The following is a 24137-nucleotide window of genomic DNA, read 5'->3' on the forward strand; positions in this document are numbered from 1 at the left end:
CCGCCGCCATGACCCGCCGGTCGACCTTCCACTCGCTTCCCGTCAAGCGCGTGGACCGGCTCTGTGACGACGCCGTCGCGGTCACCTTCGACGTGCCCGAGGGCCTGGCCGACGAGTTCGCCTTCCGCGCGGGCCAATACCTCACGCTGCGCCAGGACGTCGAAGGCCGTGAGGAACGCCGGTCGTACTCGATCTGCGCCCCCGTCGGCGACGCCCCGCGCATCGGTGTGCGCCGCGTCGAAGGCGGGCTGTTCTCCAGCAAGCTGGTCAACGACCTCGCACCCGGTGACACCCTCGAAGTCCTTGCCCCGCAAGGAAATTTCACCCCCGACCTGACCACCCCGAGCCACCACGCCTTCGTCGCCGCGGGCTCGGGCATCACGCCGGTCATCTCGATCGTCGGCACGGTCCTGGCCGAGCCGGGCAACCGTGTCACCCTCCTCTACGGCAACCGCCGCTCCGACACGGTCATGTTCGCCGAGGAGCTCGCCGACCTGAAAGACCGCTACCCCACCAGGTTGCAGCTCGTGCACGTGCTGTCCCGCGAGCCGGGCGACGTCGAGCTGTTCTCCGGCCGTCTCGACGCCGGGCGGTTCGCCGCGCTGTGCGACCAGGTCGTGCCCGCGACGGACATCGACCACTGGTGGCTCTGCGGCCCCTTCGGCCTGGTCCAGGACGCCTACGCCGTCCTGACCGAGCGTGGCGTGCCGAGCGCCAAGATCCACCGCGAACTGTTCTATGTGGACGAACCGCCGCCCGAGCCCAAGCGTGCCGAGGACCGTCGGGTCGACGGCCCGACGTCCGCCGTCACGATCCTGCTCGACGGCCGCGAGACCACCCTCGCGCTCCCGTACGACGAGCCGATCCTCGACGCCGCGCAGCGGGTCCGCGCCGACCTGCCGTTCGCCTGCAAGGGCGGCGTGTGTGGGACGTGCCGGGCGAAGGTCGTCGTCGGCGAGGTCGAGATGCGTCGCAACTACGCCCTCGAACAGCACGAGCTCGACGCCGGGTTCGTCCTCACCTGCCAGGGCCTGCCGGTGACGGATTCGGTGACGGTCGACTTCGACGCTTAGCGGACCTGCGGATGTTTCGGGCATGTCTCCACCTTGCCGGGGTGGTGGCCGCGGGACATCCGTCGCAAGTTCAGGGTTGCTCAGTCGATCGACGAGGGTCGCACTCAACCAAAAGTTGGGTCTCAGGCGTTGGCTGACTCCTGCCACCAGGTGAGCACCTGGTCGGCAACCCCAGGCGCCGCCACCAGCAGGCCGTCGACCGGAAGCGCCAAGTCCTCCCCGTGCCGGTCCAGCACCGCCGCGCCCGATTCCAGGGCCAGCGCGACCGAACCAGCGACGTCCCACTCGTGGTAGCTGTGCAGGACCGCCGCCGCCGCGTGGCCGAGGGCGACCTGGGCGATCGCCAGCGCCGCCGAACCCAGCACGCGCACCCCGGCGCGGGCGGACGCGGCCCGCTCGATGAAGCCACCCATGCCGGGCCACGGCCCGGTGCGGGTCAGTTCCGTGCACACGATCGCGCCAGCCGTCGAGGTTCGGTCGGTCAGCGAGACTCGCCTGCCGTTCGCTCTGGCTCCACGTCCACGCGCGGCGGCGTAGATCTGGCCGCGGAAGGGGTCGGCGACGACCCCGACGACCGGTCCCTCGGCATCTACCAGCGCGAGGCTGTAGGCGCACCAGGGGACCCCGGCGACGTAGTTGGCGGTGCCGTCGACGGGGTCGACCACCCAGCGGAACTCGGCGTCCGCAGAGCCGACGTCCGCGCCGAATTCCTGGCCCACCACCGGTATCCCCGGAAATTCGGCGGTCAGGATGCGGCGGGTGTGGCGTTCGAGGGTGCGGTCGGTGTCGGTGACCCAGTCGAAGGGTGAGTCCTCGATCCCGGGCTTGGCCCCGCGTCCGGCTGTCGCGGTGATGACATCCGTTGCGTCGTTGGCGAGGCGACCAGCGACCTCGAGGGCCCTGGACAGCAGACCGGGCTCGACCGGCTTGCGGGGACGAGAGGACAAGAGCGTCATGCCAACCTAGAGTGACCACGCCGGGTGTCCGTGGTGCGACGCTGAGATGACAACGGGCGGATGACCAGGCCAAGCTTGGCCGCGCCCACCCGACTCGCAGGGTGTTCCGGCGCAGTTCGCCTCTCGGTCATTCGGCTGACCCCTCGCGGGCAATAGCCGGGTGCGACGTTGCTGGTGTGCGCGTCGCCATCGTCACCGAGAGCTTCCTGCCGCAGGTCAACGGGGTCAGCAACTCCGTGCTGCGGATCGTGGAACACCTCCATCAGCGCGGGCACCAGGCGATGGTCATCGCGCCCGGTGCCGGGCCCGACCGATACCTGCACGCGAGTGTGAGCCGTGTGCCCGCGGTCGACCTGCCCGTCATCACGTCCCTGCCCATCGGCGTCCCGACGCCGAAGATCCTCACCGACCTGGCCGACTTCGACCCCGACGTCGTCCACCTCGCCTCGCCGTTCGTCCTCGGCGCGGGCGGACTCTGGGCGGCCAGACGACTCGGCGTGCCGACCGTGGCGGTCTACCAAACCGACGTCGCCGGGTTCGCCGCCGCGTACGGCCTCAGCCGCGGCTCGCGGGCGGCGTGGCGGTGGATCCGCCGCATCCACGCCAACTCCGACCGGACCCTGGCGCCGTCCACCGCGTCGGTCCGCGACCTGACCAGCCACGGCATCCCGCGTGTCCACCGGTGGGGCCGAGGGGTCGACACCAGGCGCTTCGCCCCCGAACACGTCGACCGGGCCCTGCGCGCGGAACTCGCGCCCAACGGTGAGCTGCTCGTCGGCTACGTCGGCAGGCTCGCGCCGGAGAAGCAGGTCCAGCACCTCGCGGTGCTCAACGACCTGCCGGGCGTGCGGGTCGTCGTGGTCGGCGACGGGCCCGACCTGGACAACCTGCGCGCACGGCTGCCCGGCGCGGCGTTCCTCGGCTTCCGCGGCGGCCACGAACTCGCCCTGGCCTACGCCAGCCTCGACGTCTTCGTGCACACCGGACCGCACGAGACGTTCTGCCAGGCGGTCCAGGAGGCGATGGCCTCCGGGCTGCCGGTGATCGCACCGGACGCGGGCGGCCCCCGCGACCTGGTCGACCACGGCCGCACCGGCTTCCTCCTCGACCCGGCCCGCTTCGGCCCCGACCTGCGCGCGGCCGTCGAGCGGCTCGCCGACACCCTGCTGCGCCGCAGGATGGGCGCGGCAGGCCGGTCGGACGTGTTGAGCCGCACCTGGACAGCGGTGTGCGAGGAACTGGTCGGCCACTACGACGACGTCGCCATCGGAAGGCGCCGGTCCAAGGCCGCCTAGGTGGACAAACCCACCGCGCTATTCCAACCGCCGCCCAAGGGGACCGCGACGGCACCTGACCACGGTGCCCCTGAACGCCCGTTATCAGGACCAACACACAAATTCCGGGGAGGCGGGCTTGCGCATCGTTCAGCTGGCGAACTTCTACGGGCCGCGCTCCGGCGGTCTGCGGACCGCGCTGCACCATCTGGGCGCGGGGTACGTGGCCGCCGGGCACGAGGTCACCCTCGTCGTTCCCGGCCGCCGCCGCGACGACGAGCGGCTGCCGTCCGGGGTTCGGCGGATCACCCTGCCCGCGCCCGCCATTCCCGGAACCGGCGGCTACCGGGCCGTCGACCCGCTGCGGGTCAAGGCGCTCCTGCCGACTCTGCGCCCGGACCGCCTTGAGGTCTCCGACCGGCTCACCCTGCGCGGCATGGGCCGCTGGGCCGCGGACCACGACGTCCCCAGCGTGGTCATCTCCCACGAGCGGCTCGACCGGCTGCTGGAGCAGTTCCTCCTGCCCGGCCCGGTCGCCCGGCGCTGCGCGGACGCCGCGAACCGGCGGATGGCCGCCTCCTACGACACCGTGGTCTGCACGACCGAGTTCGCGCGCGGGGAGTTCGACCGCATCGGCGCGGACAACGTCCGTCGGGTCCCCCTCGGCGTGGACCTCATGACGTTCGCCCCCACCCGCCACGACGGTGCTCTCCGCGCGACCCTGGCCGCGGGCGCCGACGCGCTGCTCGTGCACTGCGGCAGGCTCTCCCCGGAGAAGCACGTCGAACGCAGCGTCGACGCCCTCGCCGAACTGCACGGCTCGGGCCACCGGGTGCGGCTCGTCGTCGCCGGCGACGGCCCTCGGATGTCGGCTTTGCGCAGGCGCGCGAGCGGCCTGCCGGTCACCTTCCTGGGCTTTGTCTCCGACCGTGCCGACGTCGCCGCGCTCCTGGCCACCGCCGACGTCTCGCTCGCCCCCGGACCGCACGAGACGTTCGGCCTGGCCGCGTTGGAAGCCCTCGCGTCGGGGACCCCTGTGGTCGTGTCCGAGTCGTCCGCGCTCGGTGAGCTGGTGCGACCGGAATGCGGCGCCGCGGTCTCAGACCACGCCCCCGCTTTCGCGGGCGCGGTCGAGGGTTTGCTCTCCGTACCGGAGTCGGATCGCCGGGCCGCCGCGCGGGCGCGGGCCGAACAGTTCGACTGGCCCACGTCGGTGCGCGGAATGCTGACCGCGCTGAGCCTGAACTGACACCTTCTCGTACAGTTCGGCCATGGCTCGCGCCGGTTTGGACAAAGATCCGCACGACATCGCCGAGATGTTCGACGGGGTCGCTAAAGGTTATGACCGCACCAACTCGGTGATGACCCTCGGCTTCGATCGGCGATGGCGCGAACAGACCCGCCGCGTGCTGGACGCGGGACCGGGGGAGAAGGTGCTCGACCTGGCCGCGGGCACCGCGGTCTCGACCATCGAGCACGCCCGCACCGGCGCCTGGTGCGTGGCCGCCGACTTCTCCCAGGAGATGCTGCGCGGCGGCAGGTCCCGGGCGGTCCCCAAGGTCGCCGCGGACGCCTTCCACCTGCCGTTCACCGACGACGCCTTCGACGCCGTGACGGTGTCCTTCGGGCTGCGGAACATGAACGACACTGTCGCCGCCCTGCGCGAGATGGCCCGGGTGACCAGGCCCGGCGGCCGACTGGTGATCTGCGAGGTCTCCCAGCCGCCCGCCAAGATCCTGCGCTGGCTCTACCACAACACCGTGCTGCGCGGCCTGCCGCTGGCGACGCGCCCGTTCTCGTCGAACTCCGAGGCCTACGCCTACCTCGCCGAGTCGATGCGCGACTGGCCCGACCAGCGCGCGGTCGCGGAGATGATCGCCGAAGCGGGCTGGGGCGAGGTCGAGTGGCTGAACCTGACGTTCGGCGTCGTCGCCCTGCACCGGGCCGTCAAGCCGTAGCCACAGCCAAGTCTCGGGGCCGCTCCTGCCAGCGGCTGATCCGGACGATCACCACGATGATCAACGCGCCCGCCGCGATCATCAGGCCCGCGCTCACCGACTTGACGACCGCCAGCGTGTAGTACTTCTCCAGCGTCGGCGACGTCTGCTGGTCATTGACCAGCGCCGACACCCGGCCGATCACGAAGCTGCCGACCCAGCACGCCCACCACACCCGCAGCAGAGCGCTGCCCGGCACCTGCTTGAGCGACTCCAGCCGCCACGGCACGTCCGGCTTGCTGGCCTTCCACACGTCGGACATGACCTGGTACGGGAACCACAGGTTCACCACCGGGCAGAACCACGACCCGCCGACCCACGGCCGCGAGTGCCGGTGCGGCGCGTCGCACAGCAGGTCGGCGTTCGCGCGGGCGCGATAGAGCCACAACAGGAACGCGATAGCGGCGGCGGCCAACACGAAGAAGTAGGTCGCGCCGTACTCGATCGTCAGATCACGCGCGGCGAGCGCGTCCTCGAACGTCGCGTCCCGCCGCTTGTAATCCACGACGGCGAAATAGGCGTTCCAGTTCGCCACCGCCGACGCGATCGCCAACACCACCGAGGCTGTGATCAGCACCGACGCCACGAGACCGCGGCGCCCCACCGGTCGGACCGAGAGATAGCGGCGCGGCGCGGTCATGACAGCCCCTGCGGCGACTGCCAGCGCGTGATCTGGCGCATGGCCATGATGATGAGCACTCCGGACACCGCGATCAACACCGTCACCAGGGTCTCGGCGATCGCCGAGACCCCGAACATGCCCATCGTCTGGTTGTCCTCCTCGTAGACGACCACCGCCGCGATCCGTTCGATCACGAAACTGGCCACCCAGCAGCCCCACCAGAGCCCCAACTGCCCACTGCCCGAGACGAACCGCGGCGATATCATCTGCTCGGCCCGGAGCGTCTCGAGCTGCCGCGGCGTGTCCGGGTTGCTGGCCTTCCAGATGTCGCTGACCACCTGGTACGGGAACCAAAGGTTGACGATCGGGCAGACCCACGAGCCCACGACCCAGCCGCGGGAGCGTCGGTGCGTCACTTCGCAGATGGTCTCGGAGTTCAGTCGCGCTCGATAGAGCCAGAAGGCGAACACCACGGCCGTGACGACGAGCGCGCCGATCCGGCTCCACGAGACCCCGATGAGGACCTCTTTCGCCGCGAGGAGGTCGGGCACGCCGACCGTCAGGTCATCGTCGAAGTACCGCTCGACCAGGAAGTACGCGTTCCAAGTGGACCACGCCCCCACGACGCCGAGCGCGGTGGTGATCGCGATGAGGACGGTGGAGACGACACCGAGCCCGGCGACGGGTCGCAACATTCGGTAGAGGTACGGGTCTATGGATGGTGCGGTCACAGCTCCCCCAGGAGTCTTTGTCGACGAACCGCGAGATATCGGCCACGGCGGGCGAACTGTTTCACACCTCTAGACTCGGGGAGTACGTGAAGGCTTTCACAAGGAGCGTCATGAGCACTTCGATCAGCCGCCGCAAGGCGGGCGAGGACGCCGAGGTCATCGTGGTGGGTGCCGGCCCGGCCGGGTCCACCGCCGCGACCTACCTGGCGCGCGCGGGTCTGGATGTGTTGCTCCTGGAGAAGAGCACCTTCCCCCGCGAGAAGGTCTGCGGTGACGGTTTGACCCCGCGCGGGGTCAAGCAGCTCATCGACCTGGGGATCGATACCCGCGAGGAAGCTGGCTGGCTGCACAACAAGGGCCTGCGCGTCGTCGGCGGCGGGGTGACCCTTGAGCTCGACTGGCCGGACCTGGCTTCCTTCCCGCCCTATGGCGTGGTCCGCACCCGCCAGGACTTCGACGAGATGCTCGCCCGCACCGCCCAGCGCGCGGGCGCCCGGCTCGCCGAGCAGACCACGGTCATGGGCGCGGTCACCGACGAGCGGACCGGCCGAGTCGTCGGGGTCACCGCGAAGGCGGGCCCGGACAAGACCCCGGTCACCTACCGCGCGCCGATCATCCTGGCCTGCGATGGCGTGTCCGCGCGGCTCGCGCTCTCGGTCGGCATGGAGAAGATCGACGCCCGCCCGATGGGTGTCGCGGTCCGCCGCTACTACGCCAGCCCCCGCAGCAAGGACGACTACCTGGAGTCGCACCTGGAGCTGTGGGACAAGTCCGACCCGGCCAACCCCGTCCTGCTCCCCGGCTACGGCTGGATCTTCGGCATGGGCGACGGCACGGTCAACGTCGGGCTCGGCATGCTCTCCACGTCGAAGGCCTACGGCAAGACCGACTACCGCAAGCTCATGCGCTCCTGGCTCGACGGCACCCCCGAGGAATGGGGCTTCCGCGAGCACAACGCGCTGGGCAAGGTCGGCGGCGCGGGGCTGCCGATGGGCTTCAACCGGACCCCGCACTACCGCGACGGCCTGCTGCTCGTCGGCGACGCGGGCGGCATGGTCAACCCGTTCAACGGCGAGGGCATCGGCTACGCGATGGAGTCCGCCCGGCTGGCCGCCGAGTGCGTCATCCAGGCGATGGCCCGCGCGGAGGGACCGGCCCGCGAGCGCGCGCTCGCCGGGTACCCGGTGGCGCTGCGGCAGTCGCTGGGCAGCTACTACCGGCTGGGCAACGTCTTCTCCAAGCTGATCGGAAATCCGGTCGTCATGCGGACGGCGACCAAATACGGCATGCCTCGCAAGACCCTGATGAAACTCGTTCTCAAGCTTCTCGCGGGCCTTTACGACGAGAAGGACGGCGACGCTTTCGACCGCGTCATCACGGCGGCGACGCGGATGGCGCCTACCGTCAAGTAACCCCTGTTCGCAGCCGCTAGCACCGAGTTAGCGCAGGTCGCGGCCCTTTTGGCAGCTCTGTTGTGGACACCACCCGTTCACGGAGAGTTGCCGAGGGGGCCGCGTTTCGCGTTGTGAGCCAGGTCCTAGACTGGCGCCGATAAGTTGTGAAGCCCTTCACATCCGAGCGGTTTGGCTTGTGAATGTTTTCACAAACTACGCCCGAATTAGTTAGGTCATCCTAACCGGCTCGGGTGTGACCGAGGACCCATAGGGTTCCGGCCGTAGGCGGCGGGGAAAGGACAGCGGCGGTGTCGATGCTCCAAGCACAGTCAGCGGATGTGTCGTCAGGCTTGGGGATCTACTTCCCCTTGGTCGTGATGTTCGTCCTGGCGGCGGGCTTCGCGGTGTTCTCGGCGTTGCTCGGCCCGCTCCTGGGCCCGAGCCGCTACAACCGGGCGAAGTTCGAGGCCTACGAGTGCGGCATCGAGCCATCGCCGCAGCCGGTCGCGGGCGGTGGCCGCGTGCCGGTCGCCTACTACCTCACGGCGATGCTCTTCATCCTGTTCGACATCGAAATGGTGTTCCTCTACCCGTTCGCGGTCTCAGCGGACGCCCTCGGCCTGTTCGGCCTGGTGGAGATCTTCTTGTTCATCGCAACGGTCGGCTTCGCGTACGCCTATGTCTGGCGTCGCGGCGGCCTCGACTGGAACTGACGGGGGAAGGAGGCAGACGTCATGGGTATCGAAGAGAAGCTCCCCAACGGAATCATGTTGGCCAGCCTGGAAAAGCTGGTGAACTGGGGACGCAAGAACTCGCTGTGGCCTGCCACGTTCGGGCTGGCTTGCTGCGCCATCGAGATGATGACCACCGGCGGTCCGCGCTACGACATCGCCCGCTTCGGCATGGAGGCCTTCCGCGCCTCCCCGCGCCAGGCCGACCTGATGATCGTCGCCGGCCGGGTCACCAACAAGATGGCCCCGGTCCTGCGGCAGATCTACGACCAGATGGCCGAGCCGCGCTGGGTGCTGGCGATGGGCGTGTGCGCCTCCTCGGGCGGCATGTTCAACAACTACGCCGTGGTGCAGGGCGTCGACCACATCGTGCCGGTCGACATGTACCTGCCCGGCTGCCCGCCGCGCCCGGAGATGCTGCTCGACGCGATCCTCAAGCTGCACGCCAAGATCCAGGACGAGCCGATCAACGCCACCCGCGCCGCGATCCGCGCCGCCAGTGGTGAGCGCACCGAGCTGATCGCGTCCTCCATCAAGTACGGCAAGAAGAAATAGACGGACATGTCTGACACCCCCACCACCGGCGGCGAGCAGTCCAGCGCCGACCGTCCCGTTCCCGGCCAGGAGCCTGAGAAGGACTTGGCCCGCCCGGCCGAGCACCAGGCGCCCGTGCCCGCGGAGCCCGTTGTCCTGGGTCGCACCCGCCAGGGCATGTTCAACGTCGCCGGCACCGGCGACACCACCGGCTTCGGCGGACTGAGCCTGCCCGGGTACGCCCCGGCCCCGGCCGAGCGCCCCTACGGCGGCTGGTTCGACGAGCTGACCGACGACCTGCGCGCGGCCATGGCCCGCCGGGAGATCCCGGCCGAGGCGATCCAGCAGGTCACCGTCGACCGCGGCGAGATCACCTTCTACGTCCGCCGCGAAGACCTGGTCGCGCTCTGCTGGACCCTGCGCGACGAGCCCGCCCTGCGCTTCGAGCTGTGCAGCTCGGTGTCGGGTGTGGATTACGGAGTCGACATCCCGCAGCGGCTGCACTCGGTCTACCACCTGACGTCGATGACGTTCCGCCGCCGCATCCGGCTGGAAGTCGCGGTCGACGTCACCGACGCGCACATCCCGTCGGTCGTCGAGGTCTACCCGACCGCCGACTGGCAGGAGCGCGAAGCCTGGGACATGTTCGGGATCGTCTACGACGGACACCCCGCGCTGACCCGGATCCTCATGCCGGACGACTGGGACGGCCACCCCCAGCGCAAGGACTACCCGCTCGGCGGGATCCCGGTGGAGTACAAGGGCGCGGAGATCCCCCCGCCCGACCAGCGGAGGTCTTACTCGTGACCACGAACATCCAACCCGCAGACGAGCGCGACACCACTGAGGGGCGCGTCTACACCGTCACGGGTGGCGACTGGGACGAGATCCTGGACGACGCCATCCACGACGAGCGCATCGTCATCAACCTGGGCCCGCAGCACCCCTCGACGCACGGCGTGCTGCGCCTGGTGCTCGAACTCGAGGGCGAGACGGTCACCCAGGCCCGCTCGGTCGTCGGCTACCTCCACACCGGCATCGAGAAGAACTGCGAGTACCGCACCTGGACCCAGGGCGTCACCTTCGTGACGCGCATGGACTACCTGGCGCCGCTGTCCAACGAGGCCGCGTACTGCCTGGCCATCGAGAAGCTGCTAGGCATCGAGGCCCCGCGCCGCGCCCAGGTCACCCGGGTGATGCTGCTGGAGCTCAACCGGATCAGCTCGCACCTGGTCGCCCTGGCCACCGGCGGCATGGAGCTCGGCTCCCTGACCGCGATGACCGCGGGCTTCCGTGAGCGCGAGGAAGTCCTGCACCTGCTCGAACACCTCACCGGCCTGCGGATGAACCACGCGTTCATCCGGCCCGGCGGTCTCGCGCAGGACCTCCCGGCGGACTACCACCAGAAGGTCAGCGACTTCATCAAGGTGATGGACTCGCGTCTGCCGGACTACGACAAGCTGCTGACCGGCCAGCCGATCTGGCGCAACCGGCTCGTCGGCGTCGGGTACCTCCCGGTCGACGCCTGCCTCGCGCTCGGTGTCACCGGCCCGATCCTGCGCTCCGCGGGCTTGGCCTGGGACCTGCGCAAGACCGAGCCGTACCTGGGCTACGAGGAGTACGACTTCGAGGTCCCGACCTCGAACGCAGCCGACTCCTTCGCCCGGTATCTGCTCCGGGTCGAGGAGATCCACCAGTCGCTCAAGATCGTCGCCCAGTGCCTCAAGAAGCTGGAGCCGGGTCCGGTCATGGTCGCCGACCAGAAGATCGCGTGGCCGGCGAAGCTGAGCATCGGCGCCGACGGCATGGGCAACTCCCTGGAGCACGTCCGCAAGATCATGGGCCAGTCCATGGAGTCGCTGATCCACCACTTCAAGCTGGTCACCGAGGGCTTCAAGGTCCCCGCGGGCCAGGTGTACGTGCCGGTCGAGTCCCCGCGCGGCGAGTTGGGCTACCACCTCGTCTCCGACGGCGGCACCCGACCGATGCGCGTGCACGTGCGCGAACCAAGCTTCATCAACCTGCAGTCGATGCCCGCGATGTCCGAGGGCGGCATGGTCGCCGACGTGATCGCCGCCGTCGCCTCGATCGACCCCGTGATGGGAGGTTGTGACCGATGAGTGCGGAACCCATCGCCGTCACCGAATCCGTCGACCTCAGTGTCTTCGGCGAGGACATCGTCACCAAGGCTCAGGAGATCGTCGCCCGGTACCCGCAGTCGCGGTCGGCGCTGCTGCCGATGCTGCACCTTGTGCAGTCGGTCGAGGGCAAGGTCAGCCAGGCGGGCATCCAGTTCTGCGCCGGCCTGCTCGACCTGACCGCCGCCGAGGTCAGCGCGGTCGCGACGTTCTACACCATGTACAAGCGCAAGGCCTGCGGTGAGCACCTGGTTTCGGTGTGCACCAACACCTTGTGCGCGGTGCTCGGCGGCGACGCCATCTACCAGGCGCTCGGCGAGCACCTCGGCGAGGGGGGCAAGCGCCTGGGCCACAACGAGACCGCGGGCGAGCCGGGTGCGCCGGGCTCGATCACCCTGGAGCACGCCGAGTGCCTCGCGGCCTGCGACCTCGGTCCGGTGCTGCAGGTCAACTACGAGTACTTCGACAACCAGACCCCCGAGTCGGCCGTCGCGCTCGTCGACGCGCTGCGCGCGGGGGAGAAGCCCCAGCCGACGCGGGGAGCGCCGCTGCGCGACTTCCGCACCGCGGAGCTGGAGCTGGCCGGGTTCTGGCCCGAGGACGAGGTCGACTATCGCTCCACTGTGGACGGTCCGTCGGCCGCGGTGGAGACGCTGCGCGGGGCCAAGCTCGCCGAGGACCGCGGGTGGACCGCTCCTGCCATGTCGGATGTCGCGCTTCCGGAGGTCGAGAAGAAGTGACAACCCCGAACAAGCCCGCGCCGGTCACGCCCGTGCTGACCAAGCGCTGGCTGTCCCCACAGTCCTGGTCGCTCAAGACCTATGAGCAGCTTGAGGGCTACACCGCGCTGCGCAAGGCGCTCAAGGGCACGCCGGAACAGCTCGTCCAGGTGGTGAAGGACTCCGGTCTGCGCGGCCGCGGCGGCGCGGGCTTCCCCGCGGGCATCAAGTGGTCGTTCATGCCGCAAAACGAGGACAAGCCTCATTATCTCGTCATCAACGCCGACGAAGGCGAACCGGGAACCTGCAAGGACATCCCGCTGATGATGGCCGACCCGCACTCGCTGATCGAGGGCTGCGTCATCGCCTCGTACGCGATGCGGTCGCACCACTGCTTCATCTACGTGCGCGGCGAGGCCCTGCACTGCATCCGCAGGCTCAACGCGGCGGTCCGCGAGGCGCACGCCGCCGGGTACCTGGGCAAGGACATCCTCGGCTCCGGGTTCGACCTGGAGATCACCGTCCACGCCGGCGCGGGCGCCTACATCTGCGGTGAGGAAACCGCGCTGCTCGACTCGCTGGAGGGCCGCCGAGGCCAGCCGCGACTCAAGCCGCCGTTCCCCGCCGCGGCCGGTCTCTACGCCGCGCCCACCACGGTCAACAACGTCGAGACCATCGCGAGCGTGCCGTTCATCGTCAACGGCGGCTCCGACTGGTTCCGCACCATGGGCACCGCGAAGTCGCCCGGCCCGAAGATCTATTCGATTTCGGGCCATGTGGAAAAGCCAGGGCAGTACGAGGCACCGCTCGGCACGACGCTGCGTGAACTGCTCGAACTCGCCGGCGGCATGAAAGACGGCATCCCACTGAAGTTCTGGACCCCGGGTGGCTCGTCCACGCCGATGTTCACCGCCGAACACCTCGACGTCCCCCTGGACTTCGAAGGCGCGGCGGAGGCCGGTTCCATGCTAGGCACCACCGCGGTCATGGTCTTCAACGAGACCGTGTCCGTGCCGTGGGCGGTCATGAAGTGGACCGAGTTCTACGAGCACGAGTCCTGCGGCAAGTGCACCCCGTGCCGTGAGGGCACGTACTGGCTCGCGGGAATCCTGCAGCGCATGGTCGAAGGCCACGGCACGCCGGCGGACATCGACACGCTGCTCGACATCTGCGACAACATCCTCGGCCGCTCGTTCTGCGCGCTCGGCGATGGCGCGGTCAGCCCGATCACCAGCGGCATCAAGTACTTCCGCGACGAATTCCTGGCCCTGTGCGAGAAGAACAGGGTCGGCGCGCACGCACTGGCAGGAGCGCAGTCATGACCATCGCGCCCGAGAACCCCACTGAGGTCGAGAAAGCACCGGTCCCAGAAGGACATGTGCGGCTGACGATCGACGGTGCCGAGGTGATCGCGCCCAAGGGCGAGCTGATCATCCGCACCGCCGAGCGGCTCGGCATCCAGATCCCGCGGTTCTGCGACCACCCGCTGCTCGAACCGGCGGGCGCCTGCCGCCAGTGCCTGGTCGAGGTCGAGATGGGCGGGCGCCCCATGCCCAAGCCCCAGGCCTCCTGCACGATGACCGTCGGCGACGACATGGTCGTCAAGACCCAGCTCACCTCGCCGGTCGCCGACAAGGCGCAGCAGGGCGTGATGGAGCTGCTGCTCATCAACCACCCGCTCGACTGCCCGATCTGCGACAAGGGCGGCGAATGCCCCCTGCAGAACCAGGCCATGTCGAACGGCCGCACGGACTCGCGCTTCGTCGAGACCAAGCGGACCTTCCCCAAGCCGATCCCGATCAGCACCCAGGTGCTGCTCGACCGCGAACGCTGCGTGCTCTGCCAGCGCTGCACCCGGTTCTCCGCGCAGATCGCAGGCGACCCGTTCATCGAACTGCTCGAACGCGGCGCCCTGCAGCAAATCGGCATTGCCGAGGAGAAGCCGTTCCAGAGCTACTTCTCCGGCAACACCATCCAGATCTGCCCGGTCGGTGCGCTGACCAGCGCGGCGTACCGGTTCCGCTCCCGCCCGTTCGACCTGGTGTCCACCCCGAGCGTGTGCGAGCACTGCTCGTCCGGCTGCGCCGAGCGCACGGACTGGCGGCGCGGCAAGGTCATGCGCAAGCTCGCAGGCGACGACCCCGAGGTCAACGAAGAGTGGATCTGCGACAAGGGCCGCTTCGCCTTCCGCTACGCCACCGCGACCGACCGGATCACCCGGCCACTCGTGCGCGACGCGAAGACCGGCGAACTGGTCCAGTCGAGCTGGACCGAGGCGCTGCAGGTCGCCGCCGAGGGCCTGGCGAAGGCGCGTGACGGCAAGGGCGCCGCGGTGCTCGCGGGCGGTCGGCTGACCGTCGAAGACGCCTACGCCTACGCCAAGTTCGCCCGCATCGCGCTGCACACCAACGACATCGACTTCCGCGCCCGCCCCCACTCGACCGAGGAACTCGACTTCCTTGCCTCGACCGTGGTCGGCACGACACCGGAAACCGGTGTCACCTTCACGGGCATCGAGAAGGCGCCCGCGGTCCTCTGCGTGGCCTTCGAGCCTGAAGAGGAAGCGCCGATCGTGTTCCTGCGGCTGCGCAAGGCGGCCCGCAAGAACAAGACGAAAGTCTTCCACGTCGGACAGTGGACGAGCCCCAGCGTCGAGAAGACCCAGGGCACGCTGCTGGCCTGCAAGCCCGGCGCCGAGCCGTCCGCGCTCGACGGCCTGGCCACGCACGCCCCGGACGTCACCGAGGCCCTTGGTGCTGCCGGCGCGGTGATCCTGGTCGGCGAACGCGCCGCGCAGGTCCCCGGCCTGTTCAGCGCCGTGCTGCGGCTGGCGAACTCCACCGGAGCCAAGGTCGCGTGGATCCCGCGCCGCGCGGGCGAACGCGGTGCGCTCGACGCGGGCGCCGCGCCGACGCTGCTGCCCGGTGGCCGCCTGGTCACCGACATCTCCGCCCGGGTGGACGTCGAGCAGGCGTGGGGCCTCAAGCCCGGCTCGCTGCCCGCCGCCCCCGGCCGCGACACCGACGGCATCCTCGCCGCCGCCGCGGACGGCCGCATCGACGCTCTCGTCGTCGGCGGTGTCGACCCGTTCGACCTGGCCGACCCGGCACTCGCCGAGCGGGCGCTGACCACCGCGGGCTTCGTCGTCAGCCTGGAACTGCGGCACAGCGCGGTCACCGCGCACGCCGACGTGGTGCTGCCGATCGCCCCGGCGGTCGAGAAGTCCGGCAGCTACCTCAACTGGGAGGGTCGCCGCCGCGAGTTCGCCAACACCATCGAAGGCACCGGCGCCATGCCCGACGGCCGGGTCCTCGACTCGCTCGCCGTGGAGATGGACGTCGACCTGTTCACCCAGACCCCGGCCGCCGCCGCGGCCGACCTGGCCCGGCTCCCGGCCGTGCCCCGCACAGCGGTCGCGCCGGACGTGCAGGCGGCTCCGACCAAGACCGGGACCGTGCTGGCGTCCTGGCGGATGCTGCTGGACAACGGGTCGATGCAGGACGACGAGCCGAACCTGGCGGGCACCGCCCGACCGGTGTTCGCCCGCCTGTCCCTCAAGACCGCCACCGACCTCGGCATCGCCGTGACCGGCACCGCCAAGGTCGCCACCGACCGCGGCGCGATCACCGTGCCGGTCCAGGTCGCCGACCTGCCCGACGGTGTGGTCTGGCTGCCGGGCAACTCCGGTGACTCGGCCACCCGCCGGGTCCTGGGCGCGGGCCACGGCTCCGTGGTGACCGTGGAACCTGGAGGCAACTCATGAACCGGGCGCAACTGCTCGCCGACGACCCGATCTGGCTCATCGCGATCAAGTGTGTGGTGCTGCTCGGCTTCGGCGCGATCGCCACCACCGCGATGATCATCCTGGAACGCAAGATCGTCGCCAGGATGCAGCAGCGCCCCGGCCCGAACCGGGTCGGCCCGAACGGCTGGTTCCAGTCCCTCGCGGACGCGATCAAGCTGCCGTTCAAGGAACAGATCATCCCCGACACGGCCGACCGGAAGGTGTACTTCCTGGCCCCGGTCATCGCGACGATCCCCGCGTTCCTGGCGTTCTCGGTGATCCCGTTCGGCCCCGAGGTCTCGATCTTCGGCGAGCGCACCGTGCTGCAGCTGGTCGACCTGCCGGTCGGCGTGCTGGTCGTGCTGGCCTGCTCGTCGATGGGTGTCTACGGCATCGTGCTCGCGGGCTGGGCCTCCGGCTCGCCGTACCCGCTGCTCGGCGGTCTCCGCTCGGCCGCGCAGGTGATCTCCTACGAGATCGCGCTCGGCCTGTCGATCGTGGCCGTCATCCTCTACACCGGGTCGCTGTCCACCGGCGACATCGTCGACGCGCAGCAGACCGGCTGGTATTTCTACCTGCTGATCCCGAGCTTCCTGATCTTCATCATCTCCATGGTCGGTGAGACCAACCGCGCTCCGTTCGACCTCCCCGAGGCCGAGTCCGAGCTGGTCGGCGGCTTCCACACCGAGTACAGCTCGATGAAGTTCGCGCTGTTCTTCCTCGCCGAGTACGTCAACATGGTCATCGTCTCCGCGATGGCGACCACGCTGTTCCTCGGCGGGTACATGGCGCCGTGGCCGCTCTCGGCCATCAACGACAACATGTTCAACACCGGCTGGTGGCCGCTGCTGTGGTTCCTCGGCAAGGTGTGGCTGTTCCTGTTCGCCTTCATCTGGCTGCGCGGCACGCTGCCCCGCATGCGCTACGACCAGTTCATGCGCCTGGGCTGGAAGATCCTCGTCCCGGCCAACCTGGTCTGGATCGTCCTGGTGGTCGCGCTGCGGGCCTTCCGCAACGAGGAGGCCATCTCCGCGCCGACGATCCTGATCGCCGGCGGTGTGGTGCTGGTGCTGCTCATCGGGCTCAGCTTCCTGCTGCCCGAGCGCAAGGTGGAGATGGACGACAACCGCGTGCCGGTCACCGGCGGCGGCTACCCGATCCCGCCGCTGGACCTGCGGGTGCCGGACAAGAACGCGAAGCCCGCAAGGGTGCGCCGCGCGCGGCGCGAGCCCGCCGCAGTCGCCGCGGGTGACAAGGAGTCTGCAGAATGAGCGTCTTCGACCCCCTCAAGGGCTTCGGGGTCACCTTCTCGACGATGTTCAAGAAGGTCGTCACCGAGGAGTACCCGGAGAACTTCCCCGGCACCGCACCGCGCTACCACGGCCGCCACCAGCTCAACCGGCACCCGGACGGCCTGGAGAAGTGCGTCGGCTGCGAGCTGTGCGCCTGGGCGTGTCCCGCCGACGCGATCTTCGTCGAGGGCGGCGACAACACCGACGACGAGCGCTACTCGCCCGGTGAGCGCTACGGCGCCGACTACCAGATCAACTACCTGCGCTGCATCGGCTGCGGCCTGTGCGTCGAGGCCTGCCCGACCCGGTCGCTGACCATGCTCAACGACTTCGAGCTGGCCGACGACGACCGGCAGCGGCTGATCTACACCAAGGAGCAGCTGCTCGCGCCGCTGCTGCCGGGCATGGAGCAGCCGCCGCACCCGATGCGCCTGGGCGACAACGAGCAGGACTACTACGTCAACGCTCAGTTCCTGGCGCGCAAGCACGGCTACCCGGACTCCGTCGGGGAGGAACTCAAGTGAGCGCGACGCTCCTCGCGGTCCAGCAGACCGTGTCCACCGGTGAGGCGATCACCTTCTGGGTGCTCGGCCCGCTCGCCCTGGCGGGCGGGCTCGGCATGATCTTCGCCCGCAACGCGGTGCACTCGGCGCTGTTCCTGGTGCTGACGATGCTCAGCCTGGGTGCCCTGTACATGGTCCAGCAGGCGCCGTTCCTGGGCTTCGTGCAGATCATCGTCTACACCGGCGCGATCATGATGCTGTTCCTCTTCGTGCTGATGCTCGTCGGACGTGACTCGTCGGACTCCGTCGTCGAAGTGCTGCGCGGTCAGCGGGCGTGGGCGGGCGTCCTCGGCGTCGGCCTCGCGGTGCTGATCGTGGCCGCCATCGCGCGGTCGCTCAACGAGGTCACGATCATCGGGCTCGCCGGCGATCAGGCCAACGGCGGCGACGGCAACGTCGCCAACATCGGGCGCCTGATCTTCACCGACTACCTCTTCCCCTTCGAACTGACCTCGGCGCTGCTGATCACCGCCGCCGTGGGCGCGATGATCCTGGGTTACGTCGACCGGCACCAGAAGGGCCGCAAGACACAGAAGGAACTGGTCGAGGCCCGCTTCCGCGGCGAGCACGACCGGCCGTCGCCGCTGCCCGGCCCCGGTGTGTTCGCCACGTCGAACTCGGTGGCCACCCCGGCCCTGCTGCCCGACGGCTCGGTCGCCCCGGAGTCGCTCTCGCGGCTCATCGAGGCCACCGCGTCGCAGAAGCTCGAGCGGGAGCGCAAGGCCGTCGCGGGCAAGCTGCCCGAGCCCGACGCCCGCTCGCTCGCCCCCGGTAAGGAGGACGGGTCATGACCCCGACTTACTACTTGCTGCTGTCGGCGCTGCTGTTCACCATCGGCGCGGTCGGTGTCCTGGTGCGCCGCAACGCCATCGTCGTGTTCATGTGCATCGAGCTCATGCTCAACGCCGTGAACCTGACGCTGGTGACGTTCGCGCGGATCAACGGCGACCTGTCCGGCCAGGTGATGGCGTTCTTCGTGATGGTCGTGGCCGCCGCCGAGGTGGTGGTGGGTCTGGCGATCATCATGTCGATCTTCCGCACCCGCCGCACCGCCTCGGTCGACGACTCCAACCTGCTTAAGTACTAGGGAGACTCGGTGTCGGGAACTTTGAACCTCGCTGCTGAGGTCCAGCAAGCCAGTGGCGCGGCGAGCGCCGCTTGGCTGCTGCTCCTGCTGCCCGCGTTCGGCGCGGCCGTGCTGCTGCTCGGCGGCCGCCGCACCGACAAGTGGGGCCACCTGCTCGGCAGCGCCACCGTGATCGCGGCCTTCGTCTACGGCCTGGTCCTCTTCTTCGGCAGCACGTCGCTCGCCGCGGACGACCGGCTGCAGAACCTGAGCCTGTTCGAGTGGATCAACGTCGGCGCGCTGCGGATCGACTTCGGGCTGCGCCTCGACCCGCTGTCGCTGACCTTCGTGCTGCTGATCACCGGTGTGGGCTCGCTGATCCACATCTACTCGATCGGCTACATGCATGATGACGCCGGTCGACGTCGCTTTTTTGGATACCTGAACCTGTTCATCGCGGCGATGCTGCTGCTGGTCCTGGGCAACTCGTTCGTGACGCTCTACTTCGGCTGGGAGGGCGTCGGTCTCGCCTCCTACCTGCTCATCGGCTGGTATCAGGGCAAGGACTTCGCGGCCACGGCGGCGAAGAAGGCGTTCATCATGAACCGGGTCGGCGATGTCGGCCTGGCCCTGGCGATCTTCCTGATGTTCAAGACGATGGGCAGCACCCAGTTCGACGTGGTGTTCGACAAGATCGGCGACCAGTCCACCGCGACCGTCGTCGCGATCGGCCTTCTTCTCCTGCTCGGCGCCTGCGGCAAGTCCGGCCAGTTCCCGCTCCAGGCATGGCTTCCCGACGCTATGGCGGGCCCGACTCCGGTCTCGGCCCTGATCCACGCGGCGACCATGGTGACCGCGGGCGTGTACCTGATCGCCCGCTCCAGCCCGATCTACTCGCTGCCGCAGGCCGCGGACGCGCGCTTCGCGGTGATGATCATCGGTGCGCTGACGCTGATCATCGGGTGCGTCATCGGTTGCGCGTACGACGACTTCAAGAAGGTCCTCGCGTACTCCACGGTCAGCCAGATCGGCTACATGATCCTTGCCGTGGGCCTCGGCCCGGCCGGGTACGCGCTGGGCATCATGCACCTGCTCACGCACGGCTTCTTCAAGGCCGGGCTGTTCCTCGGGGCCGGTTCGGTCATGCACGGCATGAACGACGAAGGCGACATCCGCCGCATGGGCGGGCTGGCGCGCAAGATGCCGGTCACCTTCATCACCTGGACCCTCGGCTACCTCGCGCTGATCGGCTTCCCGTTCCTGTCCGGGTACTTCTCCAAGGACGCGATCATCGCGGCGGCCTTCGGCGAAGCGGGCTGGCGCGGCTGGGTCTTCGGCGGCGTGGCGCTGCTCGGCGCCGGGATCACCGCGTTCTACATGACGCGCCTGCTGATCCTGGTGTTCCTCGGCAAGCCGCGCTACGAGAACCTCAAGTCCGAGGACGGCCGCGACTACCACCCGCACGAGTCGCCGTCGACCATGACGATCCCGATGATCGTGCTGGCCGTCGGCTCGATCGGCGCGGGCGCGTTCCTCGCCCTCGGCGACCGGCTCGCGGGCTGGCTCGAACCGACCGTCGGCGCGACGCTTGAGACGCACGGCCCGCTGTCGCACGGCCTGATCGCGGTCCTCACGGTCGCGCTGTCCGCGCTCGGCGCGCTCATCGCGTTCCTGATCTTCGGTCGCCGCGAGCAGCCGGTCACCCGGCCGGTTCGGGTGTCGTTCCCGGTCCGCGCCGCGCGCGCCGACCTGTACGGCAACCACCTCAACGAGGCGCTGTTCGGCAGGCCGGGCATCTGGCTCACCCGGGCGCTGGTCTTCGTCGACAACCGGGGGGTGGACGGCCTGGTCAACGGTCTCGCGGCGGGTCTGGGCGGTAGCTCGGGTCGCCTGCGGCGCACCCAGACCGGCTTCGTCCGCTCCTACGCGCTATCCATGCTCGGAGGATCGATCTTCGTGATCGCAGCGTTCTTGATGGTGAGGTTCGCATGAGTCCGACCGTCTCAGGTGACGGCTCCTGGGTGATGGCCGTGCTGCTCCTGCTGCCGCTCGTCGGCGCGGGCGTGGTGATGGCCCTACGCGGCAACGCGAAACTCGCCAAGCAGGCCGCACTGGCCTTCTCCCTGGGTGAGCTGGCCATGGCCGCGTGCGCCTGGGGCAAGTTCGAGGCGAGCGGGGCGCGGCTGCAGCAGTCGTTCTCGTTCGACTGGATCCCGTCCTTCGGCGTGCACGTCTCCTTCGGTGTCGACGGCATCGCGCTCGTCATGATCGCGACCATCGCCGTGCTGACACCGATCGTGATCGGTGCGGGCTGGGCCGACAAGCTGCCCGAGGGCCGCACAGCCGGCGGGTTCTTCGCGCTGATCCTGCTGGAGCAGGCACTCACCATCGGCGTGTTCGCCGCGACCGACGTGTTCCTGTTCTACGTCCTCTTCGAGCTCATGCTGATCCCGATGTACTTCCTGATCGGCTCCTACGGCGGCGCCCGCAGGCAGTACGCGGCGGTGAAGTTCTTCCTGTACTCGTTCCTCGGCGGCCTGATCATGCTGGCCTCGGTGATCGCCTGCTACGTCATGGCGGGCGACGAACTGGGCCAGGGCACCTTCGACTGGCAGACGCTGGTCGGCGTCGTCTCCGACGCGCCGCTGAGCACGCAGATCTGGCTGTTCCTCGGCTTCTTCGCCGCGTTCGCCTTCAAGGCGCCGCTGGTGCCGTTCCACACCTGGCTGCCCGACGCCACCGCGGAGGCGCCCATCGTCGTCGCGGTGCTGCTCGTCGGCGTGCTCGACAAGGTCGGCACCTTCGGCTTCCTGCGCTACCTGCTGCCGATGTTCCCCGACGCCACCAAGGAACTCGCGCCGTGGGTGCTGGTCCTCGCGGTCGCGGGCATCGTCTACGGCTCGCTGCTGGCCACCGGGCAGACCGACATGAAGCGCTTCGTCGCCTACGTCTCGATCGCCCACTTCGGCTTCATCGCGCTGGGCATCTTCGCGTTCAGCACGCAGGCCATGGCGGGCTCGGTCACCTACATGGTCAACCACAGCATCGCCACCGGGATGCTGATCCTGGTGATCGGCATGGTGGTCAGCCGCGGCGGCTCGACCCGCATCGCCGACTACGGCGGCATGTCGAAGCTGACCCCGGTGCTCGCGGGCATGTTCCTCATCGCCGGTCTGAGCACGCTGTCGCTGCCGGGCACGAACTCGTTCATCAGCGAGTTCCTCGTCCTGATCGGCTCGTTCCCGAACCGGCCGGTGTTCACCATCATCGCCACCGTCGGCATGGTCCTGGCCGCGATCTACGTCCTCTGGCTCTACCAGCGGATCATGACCGGACCGCTGCGCGGCAACGCGCTGCTCGCCCAGGAACCGCCCATCGACGCACCGGTGGACGCGACCTCCGGCGGGCCCGGCGCGGTGAAGGTCAAACTCGAACCCGACGTCAGCGCGCACAAGGCGATCTTCGACCTGAACGGCCGGGAGAAGCTGGTGCTCGCACCGCTGCTCCTGCTGATCATCGGCCTGGGTGTGTACCCGAAGCCGGTTCTCGACATCGTGACTCCCACCGTGGACGCCACGATGTGTGAAGCGGCCCTGGTCGACCCGGTTCCCGCAGAGAGGCAACTGCAGTGTCAGTGATGTCTACGGTCCTGCTGCTCGCCCAGGACCAGCCGTTGCCACCCGCCCCCAAGGTGGAGGCCCCGCCGCTCGCCGCGATCTGGCCGATCCTGATCGTGCTCGGCGCGGCGTGCGTGGGGGTGCTGTTCGAGGCGTTCCTGCCCCGCCACCAGCGCTGGCCCGTGCAGGTCGTGCTCACGCTGCTGACGCTGGCAGGCGCCGGGATCGCCCTCGCGCTGTACCTGACGGACGCGCCCGCGGCCGGTGAGCTGGCCATGTTCGGCACGCTCGCGGTCGACCGCCCGGCGCTGTTCCTGTGGGGCACGCTGCTGGCGCTGTCGTTCGGCGCGGTGCTGATGATCGCGGACCGGTCCGTCGAGCCCGGTGGCGCGTTCGTCGCCACCGCGGCGATCCGGCCCGGCACCGTGCAGGACCGCGCGCAGGTGGCGTCCACCGGGATGCAGACCGAGGTCTTCCCGCTGACGCTGTTCGCGCTCGGCGGCATGATGATCTTCTGCTCGGCCAACGACCTGCTGACGATGTTCATCGCGCTGGAAGTGCTGTCGCTGCCGCTGTACCTGATGTGCGGCCTCGCCCGTCGGCGCCGCCTGCTCTCGCAGGAAGCGGCGGTCAAGTACTTCCTGCTCGGCGCGTTCGCGTCGGCGTTCTTCCTCTACGGCCTGGCCCTGCTCTACGGCTACGCGGGTTCTGTCCGGCTGGCCGATATCGCGGCCGCGGCGGCGGGCACGGACCGCTCCGACACCCTGCTGTTCGCCGGCATGGCGCTGCTGATCGTCGGCCTGCTGTTCAAGGCCTCCGTCGGCCCGTTCCACACCTGGACCCCGGACGTCTACCAGGGCGCGCCGACCCCGGTCACCGCGTTCATGGCGGCCTGCACCAAGGTCGCCGCGTTCGGCGGCATCCTGCGCGTCCTGCAGGTCGCGTTCGAGGCCACCAGCTGGGAATGGCGCAGCGTCCTCTGGGGCGTCGCGATCGTCTCGATGATCATCGGCGCGGTCCTCGGCCTGACCCAGACCGACGTCAAGCGGATGATCGCTTACTCCTCGGTGGCCCACGCGGGTTTCCTGCTCGTCGGCGCCATCGCGCTGACCGAGAAGGGCCTGTCGGCGACGCTGTTCTACCTGCTGACCTACGGCTTCACCACGCTGGCCGCGTTCGGCGTGATCAGCCTGGTCCGCGACTCCTCGGGTGAGGCGACGCACCTGTCGCAGTGGGCGGGCCTGGCGAAGCGCTCGCCGCTGCTGGCAGGCGTGTTCACCTTCATCCTGCTCGCGCTGGCCGGTATCCCGCTGACCAGCGGGTTCGTCGGCAAGTTCGTCGTGTTCGAGGCCGCCCTGGCCGACGGCATGGCCCCGCTGGTGGTCATCGCCCTGGTCGCCTCGGCGGTCGCGGCGTTCTTCTACCTGCGGGTCATCGTGCTGATGTACTTCAGCGAGCCCGCCGCCGACGGCCCCACCGTCACGGTCCCGGGCGCGTTCACCACGGCCGCCATCACCCTCGGCGTCCTGGTGACCCTGCTGCTCGGCATCGCCCCCTCCTTCGCCCTCGACTGGGCGGCGGGCGGAGCGTTCGCCATCCGCTAGACCGCTTCGTGAACGGGCCCCGGCGCACCGCGCCGGGGCCCG

General features: G+C 69.3%; 22 protein-coding genes. 19 read left to right on the forward strand and 3 right to left on the reverse strand.

Going from position 1 to position 24137, the window contains the following annotated elements; translation table 11 throughout:
- Positions 1 to 8 precede the first annotated feature (8 nt).
- Positions 9 to 1073 carry a 1,2-phenylacetyl-CoA epoxidase subunit PaaE gene (gene paaE, locus ACUZ2Y_RS22595; protein WP_476332012.1) on the forward strand — a complete coding sequence of 355 codons (1065 nt, stop codon included), beginning with the start codon at positions 9 to 11 and terminating at the stop codon, positions 1071 to 1073.
- A 122-nt stretch (positions 1074 to 1195) separates the two neighbouring features.
- Here paaE and ACUZ2Y_RS22600 read toward each other — a convergent pair whose 3' ends face one another.
- Positions 1196 to 2029 carry an inositol monophosphatase family protein gene (locus ACUZ2Y_RS22600; protein WP_476321993.1) on the reverse strand — a complete coding sequence of 278 codons (834 nt, stop codon included), beginning with the start codon at positions 2027 to 2029 and terminating at the stop codon, positions 1196 to 1198.
- Between the two features lie 176 nt (positions 2030 to 2205).
- Between ACUZ2Y_RS22600 and ACUZ2Y_RS22605 the strand changes: the two genes are divergently transcribed.
- The 3 genes from ACUZ2Y_RS22605 (at position 2206) to ACUZ2Y_RS22615 (ending at position 5261) form a co-directional block, all read left to right on the forward strand.
- Positions 2206 to 3324, forward strand: a complete 1119-nt coding sequence (locus ACUZ2Y_RS22605) for a glycosyltransferase family 4 protein (protein ID WP_476321995.1) — start codon at positions 2206 to 2208, stop codon at positions 3322 to 3324.
- Positions 3325 to 3442: 118 nt separating this feature from the next.
- Positions 3443 to 4552 carry a glycosyltransferase gene (locus tag ACUZ2Y_RS22610; protein WP_476321997.1) on the forward strand — a complete coding sequence of 370 codons (1110 nt, stop codon included), beginning with the start codon at positions 3443 to 3445 and terminating at the stop codon, positions 4550 to 4552.
- Between the two features lie 22 nt (positions 4553 to 4574).
- Positions 4575 to 5261 carry a demethylmenaquinone methyltransferase gene (locus ACUZ2Y_RS22615; RefSeq protein WP_476321999.1) on the forward strand — a complete coding sequence of 229 codons (687 nt, stop codon included), beginning with the start codon at positions 4575 to 4577 and terminating at the stop codon, positions 5259 to 5261.
- Here ACUZ2Y_RS22615 and ACUZ2Y_RS22620 read toward each other — a convergent pair.
- Together ACUZ2Y_RS22620 and ACUZ2Y_RS22625 are read right to left on the reverse strand one after the other, a co-directional pair.
- On the reverse strand, positions 5251 to 5940 hold the full coding sequence (locus ACUZ2Y_RS22620) for a DUF4328 domain-containing protein (protein WP_476322001.1): 690 nt from the start codon (positions 5938 to 5940) through the stop codon (positions 5251 to 5253). The two genes, ACUZ2Y_RS22615 and ACUZ2Y_RS22620, sit on opposite strands and share 11 nt — an antisense overlap.
- Positions 5937 to 6617, reverse strand: coding sequence for a DUF4328 domain-containing protein (locus ACUZ2Y_RS22625; RefSeq protein ID WP_476322003.1), 681 nt, complete (start codon positions 6615 to 6617; stop codon positions 5937 to 5939). The genes ACUZ2Y_RS22620 and ACUZ2Y_RS22625 overlap by 4 nt, the downstream gene beginning before the upstream one ends.
- Before the next feature lie 146 nt (positions 6618 to 6763).
- Here ACUZ2Y_RS22625 and ACUZ2Y_RS22630 point away from each other — a divergent pair, with 146 nt between their 5' ends.
- The 15 genes from ACUZ2Y_RS22630 to nuoN all read left to right on the forward strand — a co-directional run bounded on the left by ACUZ2Y_RS22630 (position 6764) and on the right by nuoN (position 24095).
- A complete protein-coding gene (locus tag ACUZ2Y_RS22630) occupies positions 6764 to 8065 on the forward strand; it encodes a geranylgeranyl reductase family protein (protein ID WP_476322005.1) in 1302 nt (433 codons plus the stop codon).
- A 296-nt stretch (positions 8066 to 8361) separates the two neighbouring features.
- A complete protein-coding gene (locus ACUZ2Y_RS22635; protein ID WP_091382944.1) occupies positions 8362 to 8760 on the forward strand; it encodes an NADH-quinone oxidoreductase subunit A in 399 nt (132 codons plus the stop codon).
- 21 nt (positions 8761 to 8781) lie between these two features.
- Positions 8782 to 9333 carry a NuoB/complex I 20 kDa subunit family protein gene (locus tag ACUZ2Y_RS22640; protein ID WP_476322007.1) on the forward strand — a complete coding sequence of 184 codons (552 nt, stop codon included), beginning with the start codon at positions 8782 to 8784 and terminating at the stop codon, positions 9331 to 9333.
- Between the two features lie 6 nt (positions 9334 to 9339).
- The gene (locus ACUZ2Y_RS22645) at positions 9340 to 10119 is read left to right on the forward strand and encodes an NADH-quinone oxidoreductase subunit C (RefSeq protein WP_476322009.1); all 780 of its coding nucleotides are present in this window, start codon (positions 9340 to 9342) and stop codon (positions 10117 to 10119) included.
- A complete protein-coding gene (locus ACUZ2Y_RS22650) occupies positions 10116 to 11432 on the forward strand; it encodes an NADH-quinone oxidoreductase subunit D (RefSeq protein WP_476322011.1) in 1317 nt (438 codons plus the stop codon). Before ACUZ2Y_RS22645 ends, ACUZ2Y_RS22650 begins: the two co-directional genes overlap by 4 nt.
- A complete protein-coding gene (gene nuoE / locus ACUZ2Y_RS22655) occupies positions 11429 to 12190 on the forward strand; it encodes an NADH-quinone oxidoreductase subunit NuoE (protein ID WP_476322013.1) in 762 nt (253 codons plus the stop codon). The genes ACUZ2Y_RS22650 and nuoE overlap by 4 nt, the downstream gene beginning before the upstream one ends.
- Positions 12187 to 13491 (forward strand): NADH-quinone oxidoreductase subunit NuoF, encoded by a 1305-nt coding sequence (nuoF, locus tag ACUZ2Y_RS22660; protein ID WP_476322015.1) that lies wholly within the window; start codon positions 12187 to 12189, stop codon positions 13489 to 13491. The genes nuoE and nuoF overlap by 4 nt, the downstream gene beginning before the upstream one ends.
- Complete coding sequence (locus ACUZ2Y_RS22665) at positions 13488 to 15932, forward strand: NADH-quinone oxidoreductase subunit G (protein ID WP_476322017.1); 2445 nt, start codon at positions 13488 to 13490, stop codon at positions 15930 to 15932. Before nuoF ends, ACUZ2Y_RS22665 begins: the two co-directional genes overlap by 4 nt.
- The gene (nuoH, locus tag ACUZ2Y_RS22670; protein WP_476322019.1) at positions 15929 to 17224 is read left to right on the forward strand and encodes an NADH-quinone oxidoreductase subunit NuoH; all 1296 of its coding nucleotides are present in this window, start codon (positions 15929 to 15931) and stop codon (positions 17222 to 17224) included. Before ACUZ2Y_RS22665 ends, nuoH begins: the two co-directional genes overlap by 4 nt.
- Positions 17221 to 17769 carry an NADH-quinone oxidoreductase subunit NuoI gene (gene nuoI / locus ACUZ2Y_RS22675; protein WP_476322021.1) on the forward strand — a complete coding sequence of 183 codons (549 nt, stop codon included), beginning with the start codon at positions 17221 to 17223 and terminating at the stop codon, positions 17767 to 17769. The genes nuoH and nuoI overlap by 4 nt, the downstream gene beginning before the upstream one ends.
- Positions 17766 to 18599, forward strand: coding sequence for an NADH-quinone oxidoreductase subunit J (locus ACUZ2Y_RS22680; RefSeq protein ID WP_476322023.1), 834 nt, complete (start codon positions 17766 to 17768; stop codon positions 18597 to 18599). The genes nuoI and ACUZ2Y_RS22680 overlap by 4 nt, the downstream gene beginning before the upstream one ends.
- Complete coding sequence (gene nuoK / locus ACUZ2Y_RS22685) at positions 18596 to 18895, forward strand: NADH-quinone oxidoreductase subunit NuoK (protein ID WP_187218470.1); 300 nt, start codon at positions 18596 to 18598, stop codon at positions 18893 to 18895. The genes ACUZ2Y_RS22680 and nuoK overlap by 4 nt, the downstream gene beginning before the upstream one ends.
- Positions 18896 to 18904: 9 nt before the next feature.
- Positions 18905 to 20866, forward strand: coding sequence for an NADH-quinone oxidoreductase subunit L (gene nuoL / locus ACUZ2Y_RS22690; protein ID WP_476322026.1), 1962 nt, complete (start codon positions 18905 to 18907; stop codon positions 20864 to 20866).
- Positions 20863 to 22512: an NADH-quinone oxidoreductase subunit M gene (locus ACUZ2Y_RS22695; RefSeq protein WP_476322028.1), complete on the forward strand. Its 1650-nt coding sequence runs from the start codon at positions 20863 to 20865 to the stop codon at positions 22510 to 22512. The genes nuoL and ACUZ2Y_RS22695 overlap by 4 nt, the downstream gene beginning before the upstream one ends.
- Positions 22512 to 24095 carry an NADH-quinone oxidoreductase subunit NuoN gene (nuoN, locus tag ACUZ2Y_RS22700; protein ID WP_476322030.1) on the forward strand — a complete coding sequence of 528 codons (1584 nt, stop codon included), beginning with the start codon at positions 22512 to 22514 and terminating at the stop codon, positions 24093 to 24095. Before ACUZ2Y_RS22695 ends, nuoN begins: the two co-directional genes overlap by 1 nt.
- Positions 24096 to 24137: the final 42 nt, after the last annotated feature.

It is taken from the genome of Actinokineospora sp. UV203, assembly GCF_056323665.1.

Bases quoted from the DNA above. Each gene is read 5' to 3' on its own strand.
- ACUZ2Y_RS22665 (WP_476322017.1), top strand. From the start codon at position 13,488: ATGACCATCGCGCCCGAGAACCCCACTGAGGTCGAGAAAGCACCGGTC.
- paaE (WP_476332012.1), top strand. From the start codon at position 9: ATGACCCGCCGGTCGACCTTCCACTCGCTTCCCGTCAAGCGCGTGGAC.
- ACUZ2Y_RS22630 (WP_476322005.1), top strand. From the start codon at position 6,764: ATGAGCACTTCGATCAGCCGCCGCAAGGCGGGCGAGGACGCCGAGGTC.
- ACUZ2Y_RS22645 (WP_476322009.1), top strand. From the start codon at position 9,340: ATGTCTGACACCCCCACCACCGGCGGCGAGCAGTCCAGCGCCGACCGT.
- nuoN (WP_476322030.1), top strand. From the start codon at position 22,512: ATGTCTACGGTCCTGCTGCTCGCCCAGGACCAGCCGTTGCCACCCGCC.
- ACUZ2Y_RS22625 (WP_476322003.1), bottom strand. From the start codon at position 6,617: ATGTTGCGACCCGTCGCCGGGCTCGGTGTCGTCTCCACCGTCCTCATC.
- ACUZ2Y_RS22615 (WP_476321999.1), top strand. From the start codon at position 4,575: ATGGCTCGCGCCGGTTTGGACAAAGATCCGCACGACATCGCCGAGATG.
- ACUZ2Y_RS22600 (WP_476321993.1), bottom strand. From the start codon at position 2,029: ATGACGCTCTTGTCCTCTCGTCCCCGCAAGCCGGTCGAGCCCGGTCTG.
- ACUZ2Y_RS22640 (WP_476322007.1), top strand. From the start codon at position 8,782: ATGGGTATCGAAGAGAAGCTCCCCAACGGAATCATGTTGGCCAGCCTG.
- ACUZ2Y_RS22635 (WP_091382944.1), top strand. From the start codon at position 8,362: ATGCTCCAAGCACAGTCAGCGGATGTGTCGTCAGGCTTGGGGATCTAC.
- ACUZ2Y_RS22620 (WP_476322001.1), bottom strand. From the start codon at position 5,940: ATGACCGCGCCGCGCCGCTATCTCTCGGTCCGACCGGTGGGGCGCCGC.
- nuoI (WP_476322021.1), top strand. From the start codon at position 17,221: ATGAGCGTCTTCGACCCCCTCAAGGGCTTCGGGGTCACCTTCTCGACG.
- nuoE (WP_476322013.1), top strand. From the start codon at position 11,429: ATGAGTGCGGAACCCATCGCCGTCACCGAATCCGTCGACCTCAGTGTC.
- nuoH (WP_476322019.1), top strand. From the start codon at position 15,929: ATGAACCGGGCGCAACTGCTCGCCGACGACCCGATCTGGCTCATCGCG.
- ACUZ2Y_RS22695 (WP_476322028.1), top strand. From the start codon at position 20,863: ATGAGTCCGACCGTCTCAGGTGACGGCTCCTGGGTGATGGCCGTGCTG.
- nuoK (WP_187218470.1), top strand. From the start codon at position 18,596: ATGACCCCGACTTACTACTTGCTGCTGTCGGCGCTGCTGTTCACCATC.